The sequence below is a fragment of the Vallitalea sp. genome, assembly GCF_025211055.1.
Lineage (GTDB): Bacteria > Bacillota > Clostridia > Lachnospirales > Vallitaleaceae > Vallitalea.
Genome location: NZ_JAOARO010000083.1, coordinates 22719 through 42867, shown reverse-complemented (window position 1 = coordinate 42867; position 20149 = coordinate 22719). Strand labels below are relative to the sequence as shown.

Annotated in this window: 13 protein-coding genes; all 13 read left to right on the top strand. The window is 29.4% G+C overall.

Annotated features, from left to right (window positions below; genetic code table 11):
• Nucleotides 1-156 precede the first annotated feature (156 nt).
• The 13 genes from N4A55_RS11885 (at nt 157) to N4A55_RS11825 (ending at nt 20069) form a co-directional block, all read left to right on the top strand.
• On the top strand, nt 157-1197 hold the full coding sequence (locus tag N4A55_RS11885; RefSeq protein WP_293756589.1) for an FAD:protein FMN transferase: 1041 nt from the start codon (nt 157-159) through the stop codon (nt 1195-1197).
• Nucleotides 1198-1482: 285 nt separating this feature from the next.
• Nucleotides 1483-7926 carry a DUF7507 domain-containing protein gene (locus N4A55_RS11880; protein ID WP_293756588.1) on the top strand — a complete coding sequence of 2148 codons (6444 nt, stop codon included), beginning with the start codon at nt 1483-1485 and terminating at the stop codon, nt 7924-7926.
• 105 nt (nt 7927-8031) lie between these two features.
• A complete protein-coding gene (gene spoIIID / locus N4A55_RS11875) occupies nt 8032-8310 on the top strand; it encodes a sporulation transcriptional regulator SpoIIID (protein WP_293756586.1) in 279 nt (92 codons plus the stop codon).
• A gap of 300 nt (nt 8311-8610) precedes the next feature.
• Nucleotides 8611-9597 (top strand): rod shape-determining protein, encoded by a 987-nt coding sequence (locus tag N4A55_RS11870; protein ID WP_293756584.1) that lies wholly within the window; start codon nt 8611-8613, stop codon nt 9595-9597.
• Nucleotides 9598-9612: 15 nt separating this feature from the next.
• Nucleotides 9613-10383, top strand: a complete 771-nt coding sequence (locus N4A55_RS11865; RefSeq protein ID WP_293756582.1) for a flagellar hook-basal body protein — start codon at nt 9613-9615, stop codon at nt 10381-10383.
• A gap of 53 nt (nt 10384-10436) precedes the next feature.
• Entirely contained in the window at nt 10437-11252 is an 816-nt protein-coding gene (gene flgG, locus N4A55_RS11860; RefSeq protein ID WP_293756579.1) for a flagellar basal-body rod protein FlgG, read from the top strand.
• A gap of 19 nt (nt 11253-11271) precedes the next feature.
• Nucleotides 11272-11616 carry a rod-binding protein gene (locus N4A55_RS11855; RefSeq protein ID WP_293756576.1) on the top strand — a complete coding sequence of 115 codons (345 nt, stop codon included), beginning with the start codon at nt 11272-11274 and terminating at the stop codon, nt 11614-11616.
• A gap of 106 nt (nt 11617-11722) precedes the next feature.
• On the top strand, nt 11723-12835 hold the full coding sequence (locus N4A55_RS11850) for a phosphodiester glycosidase family protein (RefSeq protein ID WP_293756574.1): 1113 nt from the start codon (nt 11723-11725) through the stop codon (nt 12833-12835).
• A 463-nt stretch (nt 12836-13298) separates the two neighbouring features.
• Nucleotides 13299-13772: a COG2426 family protein gene (locus N4A55_RS11845; protein ID WP_293756573.1), complete on the top strand. Its 474-nt coding sequence runs from the start codon at nt 13299-13301 to the stop codon at nt 13770-13772.
• Between the two features lie 51 nt (nt 13773-13823).
• Nucleotides 13824-15014, top strand: a complete 1191-nt coding sequence (gene metK, locus N4A55_RS11840; RefSeq protein ID WP_293756604.1) for a methionine adenosyltransferase — start codon at nt 13824-13826, stop codon at nt 15012-15014.
• Between the two features lie 177 nt (nt 15015-15191).
• Entirely contained in the window at nt 15192-17780 is a 2589-nt protein-coding gene (locus N4A55_RS11835) for a transporter substrate-binding domain-containing protein (RefSeq protein ID WP_293756571.1), read from the top strand.
• Nucleotide 17781: 1 nt separating this feature from the next.
• On the top strand, nt 17782-18450 hold the full coding sequence (locus N4A55_RS11830) for a response regulator transcription factor (RefSeq protein ID WP_293756569.1): 669 nt from the start codon (nt 17782-17784) through the stop codon (nt 18448-18450).
• The gene (locus tag N4A55_RS11825) at nt 18447-20069 is read left to right on the top strand and encodes a sensor histidine kinase (RefSeq protein WP_293756567.1); all 1623 of its coding nucleotides are present in this window, start codon (nt 18447-18449) and stop codon (nt 20067-20069) included. The genes N4A55_RS11830 and N4A55_RS11825 overlap by 4 nt, the downstream gene beginning before the upstream one ends.
• Nucleotides 20070-20149: the final 80 nt, after the last annotated feature.

Below are 20149 nucleotides of genomic sequence, written 5' to 3'. Positions count from 1 at the left end.
TTAAGGGACTGTATCATATAATATACGTTTTCTTGTGAAGTGGACGTTATAATATGGGACAGTTCCTTAATTATGTCATTAATCTTGTTAATTCAATAAACTATGTTATAATTGTACATATTAAAATCCAAAAAGCACGAATAGAAAGGATACTCAATGAAAAAACAAATCATATTATTTATAGTCTTTATATTAATTGTACTTGTTGGATGCAATAATACCATCACTCAAAAAAATAAAAAAATGTCAGATGAAACATTCTTACTTGGTACACTTGTAAAAGTTACTATATATGGTGAAAATGTTAACGAAAAAGATTTTGATGGGATATTTAAGATTATTTCTGATATAGAAAGTAAAGTAAGTAGAAATATTTCCACAAGTGAAATCAGTAAAATTAACAACAATGAAATAGAAGAAATCAAGTTATCAAAAGACACATTTAATATAATAAAAAAAGGTCTATACTACTCAAAATTATCAGAAGGAAGATTTGATATAACAATAGCTCCTCTAGTAAGCCTATGGGGGATTGACACAGAAGATGCCAGAGTACCAGCTCAAAAAGAGATCAAAGAAGTACTGAAGAAAGTTAATTATAAAAATCTATTTCTCGATGAAGAGAATTTAACATTACATATAAAAAAGGATACTCAGATAGACTTAGGTGGAATTGCAAAAGGTTATATAGCAGATAAAGTGTCAAAATATCTAAAACAAAGCAAAATGGAAAATGCAATTATTAATCTAGGCGGTAACATATTAACTGTAGGGAATAAACCTAACGGAGATTCTTGGAAAATAGGAGTTAGGAACCCTTTTAATAAAAGAGGTAGAGAAATAGGAGTCGTAGCAATAGGACAAAAATCTTTGGTTACCTCTGGTATATATGAAAGATACTTAGAAGAGGATGGAGTTAAGTATCACCATATTTTAGACCCATATACAGGGTATCCAGTTGAAAATGATTTGGCAGGTGTTACTATTATATCCGATTATTCTGTAGATGGAGATGGTTTATCAACTGTTATTTTCTCTATGGGTTTAGAAGAAGGATATAAATTAGTAGACAATATTAATAATGTTGATGCTATATTCATTACTAAAAATAAAGAAGTATATGTAACAAAAGAAGCTGGCAAAATATTTCAGCTTACAGATAGTAATTATAAATTAAAAGATTTTATAGATAAATAGTAGGTAGATAGTAGTTTATATAAAATATTGTGGATATGTGTAATTTATTAATTGGTATTTATCAGTTGATTTACTATTTATTGTAATATTTTGTAGTACTTTTGTATTATTGGTTGAGATTTTACTAAGAATGAAGTATTATATAAATAAAGTAAGTAAGACCTATTAATATCATAATAACTGATCATTATTAATTTAACATGACTGTATAGGTTTTGGTAGTGAGAAATTTGAGTTAATGATTCTATAATTAACAATAATAAAATTCTAAGGAGGATAAATATTATGATAAATAAAATGCATCGAAAATTTTTAACTAAAAAGCGATACTTGGCTATATTTTTAGTCATATCATTATGTATTCAAATATGTTTACCATTATTTACACAAACAAATGTATTTGCAGAAACACCAAGTAATCTAACTCTAAAACAAGAAATACTTAGTAAAACAATTGGAATGGATGATGAAGTAAAAGTAAAATTATACTATAGTACAAGTGGAGATTATGATTTTTATAATACTGTAATAAGTTACACATTGCCTGAAGGAGCACAGTGTACTAAATTAGTAATGCCTAATACCGTGACAAATGCTAATGATTTAAGAAATAATTATCAGAATTTGAAAAAGCTTACATTTAATATGAAAAGTTTGGATAAAAATAATAATTATGAAGGTTATTTACGATCTGGTCAATCTGGAGACATTACTATTACATTTAAAATTAAAGGTCCCAAAAGCCCTTATCCAGATGGGAGAATTATCAAATTAGATAAAAGTGCTAAGATTAGCGCTAATCTAAAAAAAACAGATGGTGAATTAATAGAATTTTATGCAGATGGAGGAAGCTTGACATATCAATTACCTTCATCATGGTACATAGAGAAATCAAGCAGTATTTCAAATGTAATTATTTCAAAAGACACTAATATAACATATGTAGATGTAGATTATAAAATAGAATTAAAAGGAGGAAATATTGATCTTAGAGATGTTGAGATAATAGATATATTGCCACAAGATGTTGTAGTTATTAACTCTGATGGTGGAGATACAACAACAAATGGTAAAATAAAATGGGAATATAGTAATGTTAATTATGGTGAAACCAAGATACAAAATATAACTCTAAGATTCCCAATTAAAGGAAGAGGTAGTAATGTAACAGGTGTAGAAGATAAGGATAAAAGAATCAATAAAGTAAAAGTATCCGGTTATCCAACGGACTTAGATTCAAATGGTAATGTAATAAAAGCTAAAAATAAGTATACCTTTAGTTCAAGCACAGACCAAGTTTCAACTAATTTTACATTATCTAACAGAATATGGGGAGTATATGCTAGTGATGACAAAACTATTAAGATACCACTTAATCCATCAATAACTACAATTCAAGAGAGCTATTATTTAGGATTCGTAAATGGAGATAGAACTATTAAAGATGTAATATTACAATATGAAATTCCAGAAATAGCATCAGTAATAAATTTTGATGGAGGTACAGAAGTTTCTGAAAAAGGAAAAAAATATATTAGATGGTCAGTAGGCTCAGTAGATTCTAATACTAGTTATAGAAAAAATATTATACTATCTTATCCTATTATAAGAAATGATGGAGATATAGGAGTTAAAAAAGGTGATGAAAAATATAACTATGTTACAGCTACTGCCAAGTTTGATTCAGGTGAAGATGTAGTATTTAATCCAACTCTTGCTCAAGTTAAAACAAGTTTTATAGAAGATGATATAAAATGGAAATTAAGTAAATCAAGTTCACCTAAGAAAGTAATTATACCAGATGATTATAGTATAGAGACGGAAACGGTCACTTATACAATAAAAGTTAAGAGTACGGGTAAAAACCCACAGAACAATCTAACATTAAAAAAACTAAAGATATCAGATAATTTACCTGATGGGGCAAAATTCATATCTTCTAATCCAGCTATTGACTCATCAAGTACAATAGATGATCCTACATGGACGTTTAATGATGTTGGGCCAAGTACTACACCTACAGTACAATTAAAAGTATCTTATCCTATAAAACGTTATGCACATGAGAGTAATGATAGTGCTGTAATGCCAGATACAAGTGTTGAGAATAAAGCCTTTGTGGAAGCTACTATTGATGATGGATCAGATACTCCTTATAATTTTACCAGTAATAATGATAAAGCAGTAACATCCTTTAAACAAGTACAAAACCCTTCACCAAGCATAAACATAAAAATATTAGACTATAATAATGATACTAATAATGGGGGTTACAAACATTTTAATATAGGAGATAAGATATCTTATGAAGTTGAATTTAATAATAATAACCATAATGGACATGAGTTAAAAAATGTCAGCCTAGAAGGAGATAATTTTCCAGAACATATTAACTTAATAGATATTAAAACAGGAGTTAGTAAGTATAATCTTCAGTATAAACTTTTGTACAAAACATCTAAAGATGGAGGATGGCAAGAATATAGCAAAACCCTAAATACAGGAGAGAAGACCACTATAAATAAAACAGACTTAGATTCACATAATAAAATATATGGATTGAAGTTTACATATATAGATGACGTACCTGTTAATTTTTCTTATTCAGATAAAATGACTATAAATGGACAAATAAATAGTAGTGCAGTTAATGGTGAAAACATAAGTTATGGTTTTAAAGCTGAAGGAAAGTATCTAGGGTTCAAAAGTAATGAGGATTTTATTAAGAATTCAAGTATATCATTTGAGATTAGAATAAATACAGCATGGATATCTAAGTTTAACAAAACTATATTCAAAGATAGTGATAGTGGAGTCCAAGAAGACTATGGAAAAGCAGAACTTATTAATTTCCAGATTGATATAACTAACAAGGATAGATGGGCAACGGGAGAGCTAATTAATCCAGTTATAATTGATATTTTACCTTACGGAGTAGAATTCTTAAGCTTTGATAATAAATGGGGAGATGATGTAACCCTAAAAACTATAGATAATTATCCCATAGACGGTAAAACAACACTTATTTGGACATTCAATAAGAATTTACCTATAGGTCAGACTTTTAGCATAAAATATAAAACAAAAGTAGCAAATTATGCTATAGCAGGAACTTATACAAATAAAATATTTTTAATGAGCTTAGGAGCATATCATTGGAAGTATAATAAAAAAAGCGATTTGGACTTTGATAATGACGGCAAGATGGATACCTATATAAAGGGTGATGGTAAGGATATAAAAATAAGGAAATCAGCTGCATTAGATGCTACGAAATGGGTTAGAGGAGAGCTAGACTATAGAGATTATATAAAAAATCTCGAAGACTCTAATATACCTGATGATCCATATGAAGGATTTAAGTATAGAGATAAAGATGGAGATTTAATAAAAGGACGAAGTACACCCGGTGGTTCAGCAGATTACAGCTTAAGAGTTAAGAATGTTGGAAGTGTTAAAGTAACCAAGATAGAACTTATTGATATATTACCAAGAATAGGGGATAGTAGCGTTCTTAATTCAAGTAAACAAAGAGATTCCATGTGGACACCTTACTTAATAGAAGAATTAAAAAAAGGAAACCTGCCAGTTATTACTGATACATTTGGAAATAAAAAAAATGCTGATGTAAAAGTTTTTTATAGCAAGGCTTTTGATCCTATTAGACAAACTAATGACGGAACAATAGGTACACAACAACCAGAATGGACAGAAATACCTCCAAAAAATTTAACCCAAGTAAAATCTCTAAAATTCGTAATTAACTTTATTCCAGATGATTACTTGAAACCAGATAGTGAAGTAAGAATTGACTGGCGTATGAGAGCACCAATTAATGCACCAACTAATAGTGATATAGTTGCATGGAATTCTGTAGGACTTTATGGAGAATATAAATTTGATAATAAAATAGATGCTCTACCTTGGAACGAACCATATAGAGTAGGAATCAAAATACTAGAAAATCCATATGGCTGTATTGGTGATTTTATATGGTATGATAAAAATGGTGATGGTATTCAAAATGATGGTTATGATAATGAATATGCAGGGATAAATGGTATAACAGTATCACTTTATAAAAAAAGATTAAATGAGCATGTATGGAAAAAAGTAGATACTACTTTAACTGGAAATAATCATGAGGGAAAACCTGGATATTATCTTTTTCCAAGTCTTGATACTGCTGAGTATTATGTAGCTTATGAAATACCAGATTATTATAAGGTTACTAGAGCAGATAATGGTGATGACATCAAAGATTCAGATGGAAAATTGGGAACCATTGAAGAAGGAGCCGCTACCAGACAAGGAATACGTTCAGGGGTAATATACATTGATGGTACTATACCAGATAAAATATATGATGTTGATTTAGGAGTTATTAAATCGGATACAATACTGGGAGAAGCTAGTTTAGATATAACCAAAAAAGCGACCCATTATCAAAAGGTTAAAGAGACTAACAAAATACCCCTAGGTGATCCTAAGATAAGTCTGAATAGAGGGGAAACCATAATATACAATGTTACAGTACTGAATGACTCTAAGTTACCTATTAATAATATTACTATTAAAGATTATAGAGAAACAGCATATTTTGTCCTAACAAATGAACAAATGACAGATAATATTATCTATAATAAAAGTACTGATTCTAATACATTAAAGATTAAACAGCTCTTACCAAATGAAACTTATAATTTTGAATGTAGATATGTGGTGAGTGATTCAGACCTTAATAATCAACCATTAATTAATACTGTAGGTATATGGGCAAATGAATTAGTAGATCAAGAAAACTCTGATGAGCCATATAAAAGAGCAACAGACACTGTTGATATTGCAGACTTATCTCTTGATAAAAAAGTAGTTAAAGTTGAAAAAAAAGATGGTACTATTATACCGATTAAGGATATGTCTTCAATGGGAGTTGAAAAAGGAGATATTTTAACTTATCGTATCACAGTAACAAATGTTGGAAGTATTGCTCTAGATGATATAATAGTTGAAGATAAAAAAATAATTCTAGAAACCACAAAAGGATGGGAAAAAATAGATGATAACAAACAAAAAATATCTTTAGGAGTAGGGGAATCAGCATTTATAGAAGGTAAATATATAGTAAAAGATAGTGATGTTGATGTAATCTCAAACATAGCAACTGCTAAAAATGATAAAATAAGAACTACAAGAGAAGTAGATATAGATGTTTACTCAAAAGGTATGGTATTGACAAAAACTGTAAAAACTATAAATGGTAAATTACCAGTAAAAATCGATGGTAAATATGTGGCAAAGGTAGGAGACGTTATTGAATACGAAGTCACATTTACCAATACGGATGATAATACAACACTAAAGAATGTAATGATTACAAAAGATGAGCTAATATCTTCTAAGAATAATCAAGTCCCTAGAGACATATTGAATCCTAAACCAAGTAAGATATCCTTATCTCCAGGGCAAAGTAGGAATTATACTTATACATATAGAGTTCAAGAAAGTGATATTAGTAAAACAGGAGCTACAGTACCTATTACAAATACAGTGTATGGTAAAAGCAGTTATACTAAATTAAGACAATCAAGTCAAGAAGTTGGGCTTGCTAATTTGGAATTAACAAAAGAAGTAGACAAAAAAGTTTTTAGAATAGGTGAGGATATAACTTATACTATAAAAGTTAAAAATAATGGAACGATACCACTACATAATGTAAAAGTAACCGATCTTATGTTAGGATTTGACGGTAATATTAAAGGTAATATTGGAGAATTAGCTGTAGATGCAGAAAAAACATTGACAGGAGTATATAGAGCTGTGGATGAAGATTCTAGAGAAGGGAAAATAGAAAATACAGCTACTGCTGTCAGTGATGAAACTCCTATTAAGAAAGTAAAGGTAACTATAAATAAATATATACCCCCAATAGAACCTAAACAAGAACCAGATATTAGTATATATAAAAAAGGAGATAAGACCAATGCAAAAGTTGGAGATGACATTACTTATACCATTACTGTAACTAATACAGGGAAAAAGATATTAACTAATGTGGTAATAAAAGATACTATGCTGTCTATTGACAAACATATTTCATCATTGGCAATTGGTGAATCTAAAACAGTTGCAGGAACTTATACTGTTACCAAAGAAGATAGTGCGTTAGGAAAGGTTGAAAATATTGCATCAGTAGCCAGTTATGAAACAGATACAAAAAAAGACAAATGGGTAGTTAGTATAACAAAAGATGAAGAGACTAATAAAGAGATAGAGTCGAATACAAAAGATAAAGATAAAGAAAAAGATAAAGATAAGAAAAAAGAAGAAAATAAGAAGAAAGAAGATGCGAAAGAAGATAAGGAAGAAGATACGAAAAAAGAAGAAAGTAAGATTATACCAAAGCATAATGTGAAACCTATTGAAATAATTGAAAAACCTGAACATGGTAAAATAGATATTGACAATGAAGGTAATATTGTTTATAAGCCAAATGAAGGTTATAAAGGTAAAGATACATTTAAAATTAAAGTTATAACAGAAGACGGGGAAGAAGAAATTATGGAAATTGAAATAGAAGATGGACAAATACCAAAAGGTATATTTGATAAATTTGTCTTGCCAAAAACTTTACCAAAGACTGGACAAAAATATCCATCTCCATATTATCCAATAGGATATTCCCTTATCGCTCTAGGACTTTATTTAAATATAAAAAGGAAAAAATAACTGGAAAACTTTAGTCTGTTACAGTTGATAGGAGTAAAAAACATGTATATTTGTAAACGAAATCCCATATACTTAACTAAGTAATGATTCGAGGGGGATTTCGTTTTGAAGCAATATATAGAGGAAAGGGCTATTGAGGTGGCTAATTATATTATTACTTCAAATGCTACTGTAAGACAAACTGCCAAAAAATTTGGCATTAGTAAGTCAACGGTACATAAGGATGTAACAGAGAGACTAAGTAAGATAAATCCAGGGTTAGCTTTAGAAGCTAGAAAGGTCCTTGACATTAATAAATCTGAAAGGCATATTAGAGGCGGTTTAGCTACTAGGGCGAAATATGTTAATATGTCTAATACAAATACAAGACCTACACTTTACTAAAACCGAGTATTTCTCGGTTTTTTTGTTTTTTATTGATAAAATATAGGCTGTTTTTAATTTTTTTTGCCTTAAGCTAATAGAATGTGCAAAAAGTGCCGATATTAATAAAAATTTAATAAATTTCCCCTTTGAAATTTTGTAGTATTTGTATATAATATTATATATGGAAATACTAGTTAATAACGTTTAAATTAATGCTTAATCAGACATAATATATTAAAATAATTCTCAAATAATATATATACTAAGTATAAAATCTAAAAAAATATAAATAATTAAACTACGGAAGGGGATTGACAAATGTTTGGTACAGATATTGGAATTGATCTAGGAACTGCAAATGTACTCGTATATACTAAGGGTAAAGGTGTTGTATTAAGAGAGCCATCAGTTGTTGCAATAGATAGAGATACTAACAAAATATTAGCGGTTGGTAGTGAAGCTAGAAGAATGCTTGGTAGAACACCTGGTAATATTGTAGCCATAAGACCTCTAAGACAAGGCGTTATTTCAGATTATACAGTAACAGAGAAGATGATAAAATATTTTATTTCAAAATCTTTAGGTAAAAGAATAAGAAAACCAAGAATCACAGTTTGTGTACCTAGTGGTGTAACAGAAGTAGAAAAGAGAGCTGTTGAAGATGCGACTTATCAAGCTGGAGCAAGAAAAGTTGAAATTATTGAAGAACCAATAGCAGCTGCTATTGGAGCAGGAATTGATATAAGTAAAGCTTGTGGAAGTATGGTTGTAGATATAGGTGGAGGAACATCTGACATAGCTGTAATATCATTAGGAGGTACTGTTGTTAGTACTTCTATTAAAGTTGCTGGAGATAACTTCGACGAAGCTATAGTTAGATATATGAGAAAGAAACATAATCTATTGATTGGTGAGAGGACTGCGGAAGAGATAAAAATTACAATAGGAACAGCCTATAAAAGACCAGAAGTATTGACTATGGATGTTAGAGGAAGAAATCTTATAACAGGTTTACCAAAAACAATAACTGTTTCATCAGTAGAAACAGAAGAAGCACTTAGAGAAGCCACTTCCAATATAGTAGAAGCAGTTCATAGTGTACTTGAAAAAACACCACCAGAGTTATCAGCAGATATTTCTGATAGAGGTATTGTCTTAACTGGAGGCGGTAGTTTATTGCAAGGACTTGATCAATTAATAGAAAATAAAACGGGTATTAATGTAATAACAGCAGATGATGCTATTACTTGTGTGGCAATAGGAACAGGAAAATACGTAGAATATCAGGCAAATCAGAAAAACTAAAGGTTAGGTGAAAGCATGATAAGAGGTTTATATACTGCTTCAAATGGAATGATAGCACAACAGGAAAAAATGGATATTATCTCCAATAACCTGGCAAATGTGAATACAACAGGATTTAAAAAAGACGGTGTAATTATTGAATCTTTTGATAGTGTGTTAACACAAAAAATAAATGATACCAGTGTACCAGGGAATGAATCTATTGGTAAAATGACTCTTGGATGCAAGGTAGGACAAGTTTATACAGACAATTCACAAGGTGGAGCAACACCAACTAATGACCCTTATAATGTTGCTATACTAGGGGCAGGTATGTTGAGCATTGGTGTAGAAGATGCAGATGGAAATTTACAAACCAAATATACTAGAGATGGTTCCTTCACTGTTTCAACAGATGGAACACTTATGACTAAAGAGGGAAACTATGTTTTAGGACAAAATGGTAAAATAGTCTTACCTAGTGGTAGTGATAACGTTAGAATATCAGAAAATGGTACTATTTTTTACAATGATAAAGAGATAGATAAGCTTTTATTAACAGACTTTGAAAACCCTGAATCCCTTAGAAAAATAGGGGATAACCTCTATAAAAAAACAGAAGAAACGAAAGAAAGTTCCTTTGGTGGAAAAATCATACAAGGATATTTGGAAAGTTCTAATGTTAATACTGTTAGAGAAATGGTCGATATGATTAGTGTAATGCGAACTTATGAAGCTAATCAAAAAGTTATACAGACCCAAGACGAGACATTAAAGAAAGCAGTAAATGAAGTAGGAAGATTGTAGAGTGGGGAATAGTATTTAAAGTATTTTAGGAATTCGAAAGGAATGAATGTAGTATGATGAGATCACTGTATACAGCAGCATCTGGTATGAAAACTCAACAGATGAATGTTGATACTATATCTAATAATCTTGCTAATGTTAATACCACAGGATTTAAAAAGGAAAGACTAGAATTCAAATCATTATTATATGAATCAATGGCAAAAGCTGGAAATGATGGACAAGGTAATGGGAAGCCAGTAAATTTACAAGTAGGACATGGTGTTAAACCTGTTGGTACAGTTAGAAGTTATACTATAGGTACAATTCAAAAAACTGATAATCCATTGGACCTAGCAATTACAGGAGATGGGTTTTTCGTAGTGAAAGACCAATCTGATGAACAAGTATATACCAAAGACGGGAGTTTCAAGATTGCATTAGTTGATGACAGACAGATGCTTATAACATCTGAAGGATATCAAGTACAAGATGTCAATGATGAACCTATATATTTTGATTCAAATATTGATATTAAAAAAGTTAGTATTAGTTCTGATGGTTCATTCAGTTATGTAACTAATAATAATGAAGTAATTGCTATGGATTCTAAAATAAAAATAGTTCAGTTTAGGAACGTTAACGGATTGGAAGCTTTGGGGAATAACCTCTTAAGAGCTACATCATCTTCTGGAGACCCTATTTTAGAACAAGATGATGAAGACTTAGTCAAAAGTCAGATTGTACAGGGTTCATTGGAAGGATCTAATGTACAAGTAGTTGAAGAAATGGTTAATCTAATTGTTGCTCAAAGAGCATATGAAGTGAGTTCAAAAGCTATACAGACTTCCGATGATATGCTATCTCAAGCAAACAACCTTAAGAGATAGAGTGAAAGGATAATGACTTATGGATATATCAAGTATTAATGGTAATACTTATAATAATATGTTACTACAAAAAAAAGAGAAGATTGAAAGTAAATCTTTTGAGGCTACATTGAACGAAGCTGTAAAAAAAGAAGATGACAAACAATTAAAAGAGGCTTGTAAAGAATTTGAACAATATTTTGTAAATCAGTTGTTCAAAGAAATGAGAAATACAGTTCATAATGGTGGTCTAATACCAAAATCTCAAGGAGAAGAACTTTTTGAAGATATGTTATATGATGAGTATTCAAAAGAAATTTCTGAAGGAAGTGGAATTGGAATTTCTGATATGATGTATAAGCAGTTATCTAAATCATTAAAGTAAAACTAAGAGGCTGTCTCACAACACATTCTTATGGCTATATTATTTTAAGACATAAAATGTATTTTGAGACAGCCCTTTTTTCCCAATTCACATAAAAGGTGATTGAATGTTAATAGTAAGATTCATTATAATAGTTAATCTAATATTGAACCTATATTCTTATAATGACCCAGTAATTTATAACAATGAGAATATAACCCTTAATAATAGAACACAGCAAATCCACACTCTGGAGGTGGATTTAGAAGAACCAGGTGTATCAATAACCAATGCATTATCTTTTAGTAAGATATATGGATTCGAGAAAACCAGTATCATGGTAAAAGATAATGATGGTGCTATAGCTGGAGTTAATGGTATGTTCTATACTATGTATGGTCATCATATTGGTCTTATGGTAAAAGACAAGAAAATTGTTAGTAAAGCTAATAATTATACCCCTGTTGTAGCTTTTCTAGAATCAGGAGAGACATTTATTGGTGATATGAATACAGAAATGAAAATTAAGAAAAAAGATGATAACAATAGTATAATAGTAAGTACAATGAATGATGGGGCTAATGAAGAAACATGGGTATTATACTCTGATATTTATGGAAATTCAACACGTATAACTAGAAAAAGTATCAATTATGTGATAGATAATAATCGAGTAATTGATAAATTAGTAACCTCTGAACCTGTAGATATCCCTAGAAATGGTTATGTTCTTAGTAGAGTAACAGAAGATACTGACAAATATGATTTGTTGGAAATAAACGAAGTTGTTGAAATAGAAACCACCTACACTCCTTATATAGGACCTGTCCAAGAAGCTTTTCAATCTGGAGGATGGCTGGTAAAAGATTCTATAAATGTTGCAAAAGATTATGAACCTCTTATGGGTAATACTAGAATACCTAATCCAAGAACAATATTAGGTGTAACTAAGGATAATAGATTAATTCTAAAAGTTATTGACGGAAGACAGCCAGATTATAGTTATGGAGTAACTGGCAAAATCTGTGGAGATTTGATGTTGAAAGAAGGCTGCATTAATGCGGTATATCTAGATGGTGGAGCATCAAGTACTATGGTATATGAAGGTAAGGTAGTCAATAGTCCATCAAACAAGGAAGAGCGTAAAGTAGCTCATAGTATATTGGTTAAGTATGAAACTAATATCATTAACAGGATATTTTCTAAGATAAAAAATTTTGCTCGTAATATTATGAAATAAATTGTTAAAATATTATTGCATTTAAATATTTTATATGCTAAGATAAAGCTAGAATTTTTATACTAAAACTAAACAAAAATAATTGATACTTATCAAGAGTTAGGGTAGAGAGTTAGCTCAGTGACCCTACGCCAGCCTGCTTAACAAGTAAGGTGGTTCTGCTAACGTCGATGAGGCTTAATATAGTTATAAACCTTCTTGACGATAGAAGGTTTTATTTTATTATAAGGAAATTTCCTTAAAATCTTTTACAAGAAATAATGAATGTAGTTACCATTTGATGTTAAATTATTGAAAAGGTATTAATAGTAAAAGTTGGTAATAATATAATTATATAAGTTTTAATTACACTTAATAAGTATCTAAGTATCATACTTAGCCCTTTTTTATCTAATAGGAGTTCTACTTTTTAAGCAAATAAAATAGATAATTAGAAGTATAAATAATAATCAGGAGGTTATATATGGTACCATTCAAAATACCTTTATCCATTATAGAACTAATGATTGTTTCGGCAACACCTCTTATAGAGCAAAGAGGAGCAGTTCCTTTGGCAGCATTAAGTGAATATGGTGTAGGGCAGGCATATTTTTGGACATTACTAGGGGCTATTATCCCAGCGCCATTCATACTATTTTTAATACCACGTGTATTAGATGTATTGAAGAAAATAAAATTATTAAGTAAATTAGCGTACTGGTATGAAAATAGAGCATTGGAAAAAAGTAAAAAGGTGAAAGATAATTATAAGTATGTTAGTATTTTTCTATTTGTTGCAATACCCTTACCTGGTACAGGAGTCTGGACTGGTTCCACAATTGCATCGTTATTAGGATTAGACTTCAAGAAATCATTGATATCGGTTATCTTAGGAGCAGCAACGGCTGGGATATTTATGATTATCATATCATATGGTATAAAAATTCTAGTAGGATAGACTAGATTTTTACGTTAGAAAAAGTATGAGTGAAGAAACGAAAGGAGAAAGATTATGAGAAAATTATTTACTTCTGAGTCTGTAACAGAGGGACATCCAGATAAGATGTGTGATCAGATATCTGATACTGTTTTAGATTCAATTTTAGCGAAAGACCCTAATGCAAGAGTTGCTTGCGAAACTGCAGTAACAACAGGATTAGTACTTGTAATGGGAGAGATAACTACTAATTGTTATGTTGATATTCCAAAATTAGTTAGAGAAACAATTAGAGGAATTGGTTACGACAGAGCAAAATATGGTTTTGACTGTGATACTTGTTCCGTACTTACTTCTTTGGATGAACAATCAACAGATATAGCTATGGGAGTTGACGAAGCTCTAGAATCAAAAGAAGGTAAAATGTCAGAAGAGGAATTAGAAGCTACAGGTGCAGGTGATCAAGGTATGATGTTCGGTTTTGCTTGTGATGAAACTGAAGAATTAATGCCAATGCCTATTTCTTTGGCCCATCGTTTAACAAGAAGATTGACAGAAGTTAGAAAGAATAAAACATTAAAATACCTAAGACCTGATGGTAAGGCTCAAGTAACTGTAGAATATATAGATGATAAACCAGTTAGAGTTGATACAGTAGTTGTATCTACTCAACATAATTGTGATGTGCAGCTTGAGACAATCAAAAAAGATATAATAGAACATGTTATCAAACCAGTTATTTCAGAAGAGTTATTGGATGATGAAACTAAGTATCTAATCAATCCAACAGGAAGATTTGTAATAGGTGGACCACAGGGAGATTCTGGACTTACAGGTAGAAAAATCATAGTAGATACTTATGGTGGATACGCTAGTCATGGCGGAGGAGCTTTTTCAGGAAAAGATCCAACAAAAGTAGACCGTTCTGCGGCTTATGCAGCTAGATATGTTGCTAAGAATATTGTTGCAGCAGGTATAGCTTCTAAATGTGAAGTTGTATTGGCATATGCTATTGGAGTAGCAAAACCAGTATCTGTTTTAGTAAATACATATAATACAGGAAAAATATCTGATGATAAAATAACTGATTTAATCAATGAACACTTTGACTTAAGACCAGCAGCGATTATTCGTGATCTTGACTTAAGAAGACCAATATACAAACAAACTGCTGCATATGGTCACTTTGGAAGAACTGATATAGACCTTCCATGGGAAAAAACAGACAAAGCAGAAGAATTAAAAAGTGTTGTAAAAGCATAATATAGAATTGATTTAATAAACATTTCCTTAGACATTAAAAAGAAGCCATACAATGTGTGTGGGTTCTTTTTATATGGTTCAACATCTTTCTATAATAATCTAATTATATCACTATATCTTGAATTTTCATGATAAAATACAAAATATAATGATATAATTAGTTGAGGAGTGGAGGGCATGAAAAAAGTAATAGGAATATTATGTAGCTTAATTGTATTATCTTTAATGTTCTTTCTTTTTGTAAACAAGAATGCTGATAAATTAGGGTTAACTGATGAGGAAAAACATTTCATTAGCGAGAATGAAGATACTATTTTTCTTGTGGGATACTATCCAACATCTGCAGAAGAGATATTTTCGAAGAAACTATGTGAGAGGATCGAAGAAGATACGTCATTAAAGCTAAGAATTTATGATGACTCATGGAATAATAGCTTGTATTTATTGGAGAAAGGAAAACTACCTATTGTAATGAATATGTGTAAAATTCCTAAGAGAGAAGAATATACATATTTTACGGATGCATTTTTACCTATTCCCTGTGGAATATATTCTAATCAGAATCATATAATACAATCATTTGAAGATATTAAGAATAAAAAGATAGGTGTGGAAAAAGAAGTCGCTTTACTGGATAAGTTTATTTTAGAATTTCCAGGATTGAAGGAATCTATTATTGTCTTTGATACATTTGAAGAAACTAGAGATGCTTATGTTCGTGGTGAAATTGATGGATTTCTAGCATCAAAAAGTTATGATTCCGATGTTAGAGGACTGTATTTTTTTCCTATTGAGAGTATAACAGATGGTAGTAATCACATTGGTGTCAGTAAATCAAATCCTATTTTATATTCGATATTAAATAAAGAAGTAACTCATTTGAAAAAAGAAAATTGGGATGTATTAGTTTCAGAAGTGATTACTTTTGAATTGGAGAAATCTCTTGTTGAATTTAATCAAGTTGAACTTGAATATTTGAAGAATAAAAGTGATTTCAAAGTTGGACTTCCAACAGAGTATTTTTTATATTCATATGGCGAAGAATACAATCCCCATGGTCCATTGCCAGAAATACTTAAAAAAATAGCTTTTATTTGTGATGTGGATTTTATTTATGAATTTGATTCACTGGATAATCTAAGATTAAGAAATGATATAGATTTTTTTGTTGATTATGATATTGGTGACAGATTTACGTCTAAAACAATATTTGTTGATGAGATTGTTATAATTGCAACGTCAAATCACCGTTATATTAATGAGATTTATGACTTAGCACATTATAATGTTGGTGTGTACGGTGTACCTAATGCAAAATCTTATTTAAAAGAGAATATGCCAAATATAAGTGTTATGGAGTATGAAGATATTAAAATTGCAGTTAAAAATATGAAGGAAAAAAAATTAGATTATATTATTATACCAAGACTATATTATGAAACTACAAAATCGGTAAATCAATTAAGTATGAGGGGAAATTTTGAAACAAATATTAATAGTTTTGTTAGTAATAACTTATTATGTGTTGAAATCATAGATAAGTGTTTAACAATTATTGATACAGAGAAAATAGTATATAATGGAGTTGTTAAAGTTACAAAAAGTAATCATTCTTTTGTTATAATGATTTATATAGTAGGCATATGTTTAATTGTGATTGCACTTAGAAAATTCATATTATGGTATAGAAAGATGTATTATTATGATGAAAAATTTGATTTATATAATTTTAGATATATTAGTAAAAAACTAAAATGTAAAGATGTATATCTAGTATTAATTGAGATATCAGAGGATGATCAAATATGGTTTCATTATGGGCAAAAAATATATGATAAGTATTTAAAAAATCTTATTTACCACTTGAAGAAAGAACAATTGGATGGACAATATATGACCTTAATAGATAGAAAGACATTGTTAATTGTTAAAGATAGTCATGAAGAGGTTGAGAAGCTTGAAAATAAACTGATGGGGATTCAAGGTTTGATGGTAAATAAAGTTATGTTAAACTATAAATATAATTTTTGTTATGTTGATTATATGAAAAATGAAGAGCTTTCATATGCTATGGATAAATTGAATAATGGTATGATATTGGCTAAGAAAAGTAATCAGATAGTTTATTATACGAAGCAACGTCATAATGTTTATCTGAATAACTTAATAAGAAATGTAGAGTTCAAAAAAATGGTAGCAAGTAAAGATATCCAACTGGACTATATGAGAATTATTGATAATAATGGTAATGTTTTAGGAAACTATGTTTATCCAAAATGTAATGGATATAGAAGAGATTTGATTTATAAGAAGGTAAGAGACCTTAACATATCAACTAAATTTGATAAAGTTGTTATTGAAAAAGTTTTGAAAAATAAACAAGCAAAAACTTTGTTTTTACATATAAGTGAAAGTACTTTAATTTCTGATAATTTTTATCCATGGCTTTCTAAAATGATGAAAGAAGATACTAAAATATATTTTGTCATAGATATGGATATTGCTTCTATGTATTGGGATGAGTTAGTTAAAAATAAGCAAATAGAATATGTTATTGATGGATTCTGCGAAAATATGGTTAGAGATTTACAGGTGAGGTATTATGATATTCCATATATAATCATTAACCAAGATTTATTTGATAGTGTCCCAGATAATGTTGATATATTGAATTTTATTACTTCATTTGCGGGTGAAAATAAGTTGAAAACTATTTCAACAAGTAGATATTACTTAGACGCTGATTATTATATTGAGGAGAAGTGAGATGAAGGTACTAATTATTGAAGATGATAAGAAGTTATTAATGACATATAAAAGAATTTTAACATGTAATTTTTTCGTCGAGACAGCAAGTAATTTGTTGGATGCTAGAAAAATAATTAACAATGAGGATTTTGATGTGGTTCTGTTAGATATAATGTTACCTGATGGCAAAGGATATGGATTGATTCCAAGTATAAAGAAAAAGCCAGAAATCATAGTTATTGTTATTTCAGCTCTTGAAGAGGAAGCCACAAGAAGAATGGCATATGAAATGGGTGCTGATGATTATATGATTAAACCTGTGACTTTATTTGAGCTTGAATATAAACTAAAAGCTATCAGCAAAAGAAGAAAAAACGAAAATTTGATTATTCGTATTGGTGACCTTATTTTAAATCTAGAAGATTTAACACTATCTACAGCACATAGTATGATCACAATTCAACATTCGCAAAGTATTGTTCTTAAAATGCTATTTGACAAGTATAAGGAAAATGATATTCTTCATAAAAATGAGCTTAATAATTTAGAGGTGGTGCGTAAGTCAGATAATTTTAGAATACATACATTAATGTCTAGATTAAGAAAGAATATCGAAGAATTGGAAAGTGACAGAGTTTTTATAGAAAATGTATATGGTAAAGGGTATAGATTAGTGGTGATGAAATGAAAAAACGTCTACTAGCTGTTATAATTATAAGTATTATGTTTAGTTTCTCATTAAATAAATTTCAGATGAATATCTCTAAACAATTGGTTAACCATAAGGAAGCTGGAAATTTCATTAATACAAAAGATATAGAAGCAAACAAAGTAACAATGTTACATTGGTTCTCTAAAGAAGTAGAGGTGTATTCAGATAATCAAAGAAGAATTGATTTTGTTATTTTTAATCCTTATGAGAATTACAATTTATACAAGAATAAGGAATATATTATACAAAATGAATCTAAAAGTTATCCCAAATATCAAGGTGGAAAGTATATATTATTTTCCATTAATGAAATGGATTATATTGATAATAGAGTTAGATTCTATTCAGAAGTCAATAGTAATTATAATGAATCATGGATTTTTAAAAATATGGATCATAAATATATATGTTTTGCAGGAAGTCATAGAATACTTAATGATTTTATCGTATTAAAAAAATCCATTGATATTATAGGTATAATCTTTCTAATAATTTCTGTTATAGTCATGGTGTTAACTCATAGAAAAGAAATAATGGGAATTTTATTATCATGTTCAGCACTAATTATATTGCTGGATTTTAGAATTGGTTTAATTCTAGTTATACATAGTTTTTACATTTACTCAGACACACTTGTAAGAAGAAAGCATAGAAAATTGTTAATCATTCCTTTGTTACTGAGCTTTTTCATTCCCACTAACTATTATATGTGGTATGTTTTAGCCCTTATTTTAATATGCACAATTAAGTATTATAAAAAATCCAATACAAAAAGTTTATTAACCTTATTGGAACTAAGTGTAATATTTGGATTATTGAATATGGATTTGGAATTTAGTCTATTTAAGTTATATTATGTTGATTTGTTTATTTTTAGTATATCTATATTTTTGCTTATTATAGGATTTATGAAAGGAAAAATGTACTTTTCTAAGGAGAAAATGATTCAGATTGATTTATTAAGAGGAGTAAGTCATGACTTACGAATTCCCTTATCCACAATTAGACTGAATATGGATATATTGGCTAAAGATGATTTTACATCGGAGATTAACAAAGACAGTGTTATTAATACTATTAATAGTGCATTGCAAGATCTTATTAATATGACAACAGGATTAACAGCTTATATTTCTAAGGAGCATTATGTACGTAGAGATATAAGCACATCTTTTCAAGATTGTTTAGCTCACAGTTTGAATTATTTTTATAATAATGAAAAGATGATTGATTTAAAGACAAAGATTTGTGAAGAAGAGATTTTTCTTCCAATTGAAGAAGTCTGGCTTAATCGCTTAATATACAATTTGATTGATAATGCTTATAAATATACGGATAATTATGGTGTGATTATAGTAGAATTGAAGAAGGAAAAGAAGACTATATATTTTAGTGTGGAAGATAATGGTATTGGTATGACTGAGGAACAAGTTTCAAAAATAATGAAGCCTTTTTATAAAGTGGATAAATCAAGAGGTGCCACAGGATTAGGATTAGGCTTATCAATAGTAAAATCCATTGTTGACCATATTGAAGGTGATATTAGTATACTATCAAAAAAAGGTGAAAGCACGAAAGTAATAATAAGAATCTAACTTATTGGTAAGTATTTCCTCTTATAGATATTAGGTGTGATATAATATGTTCAAAATTAATTAGAATTGATTTATCAAAC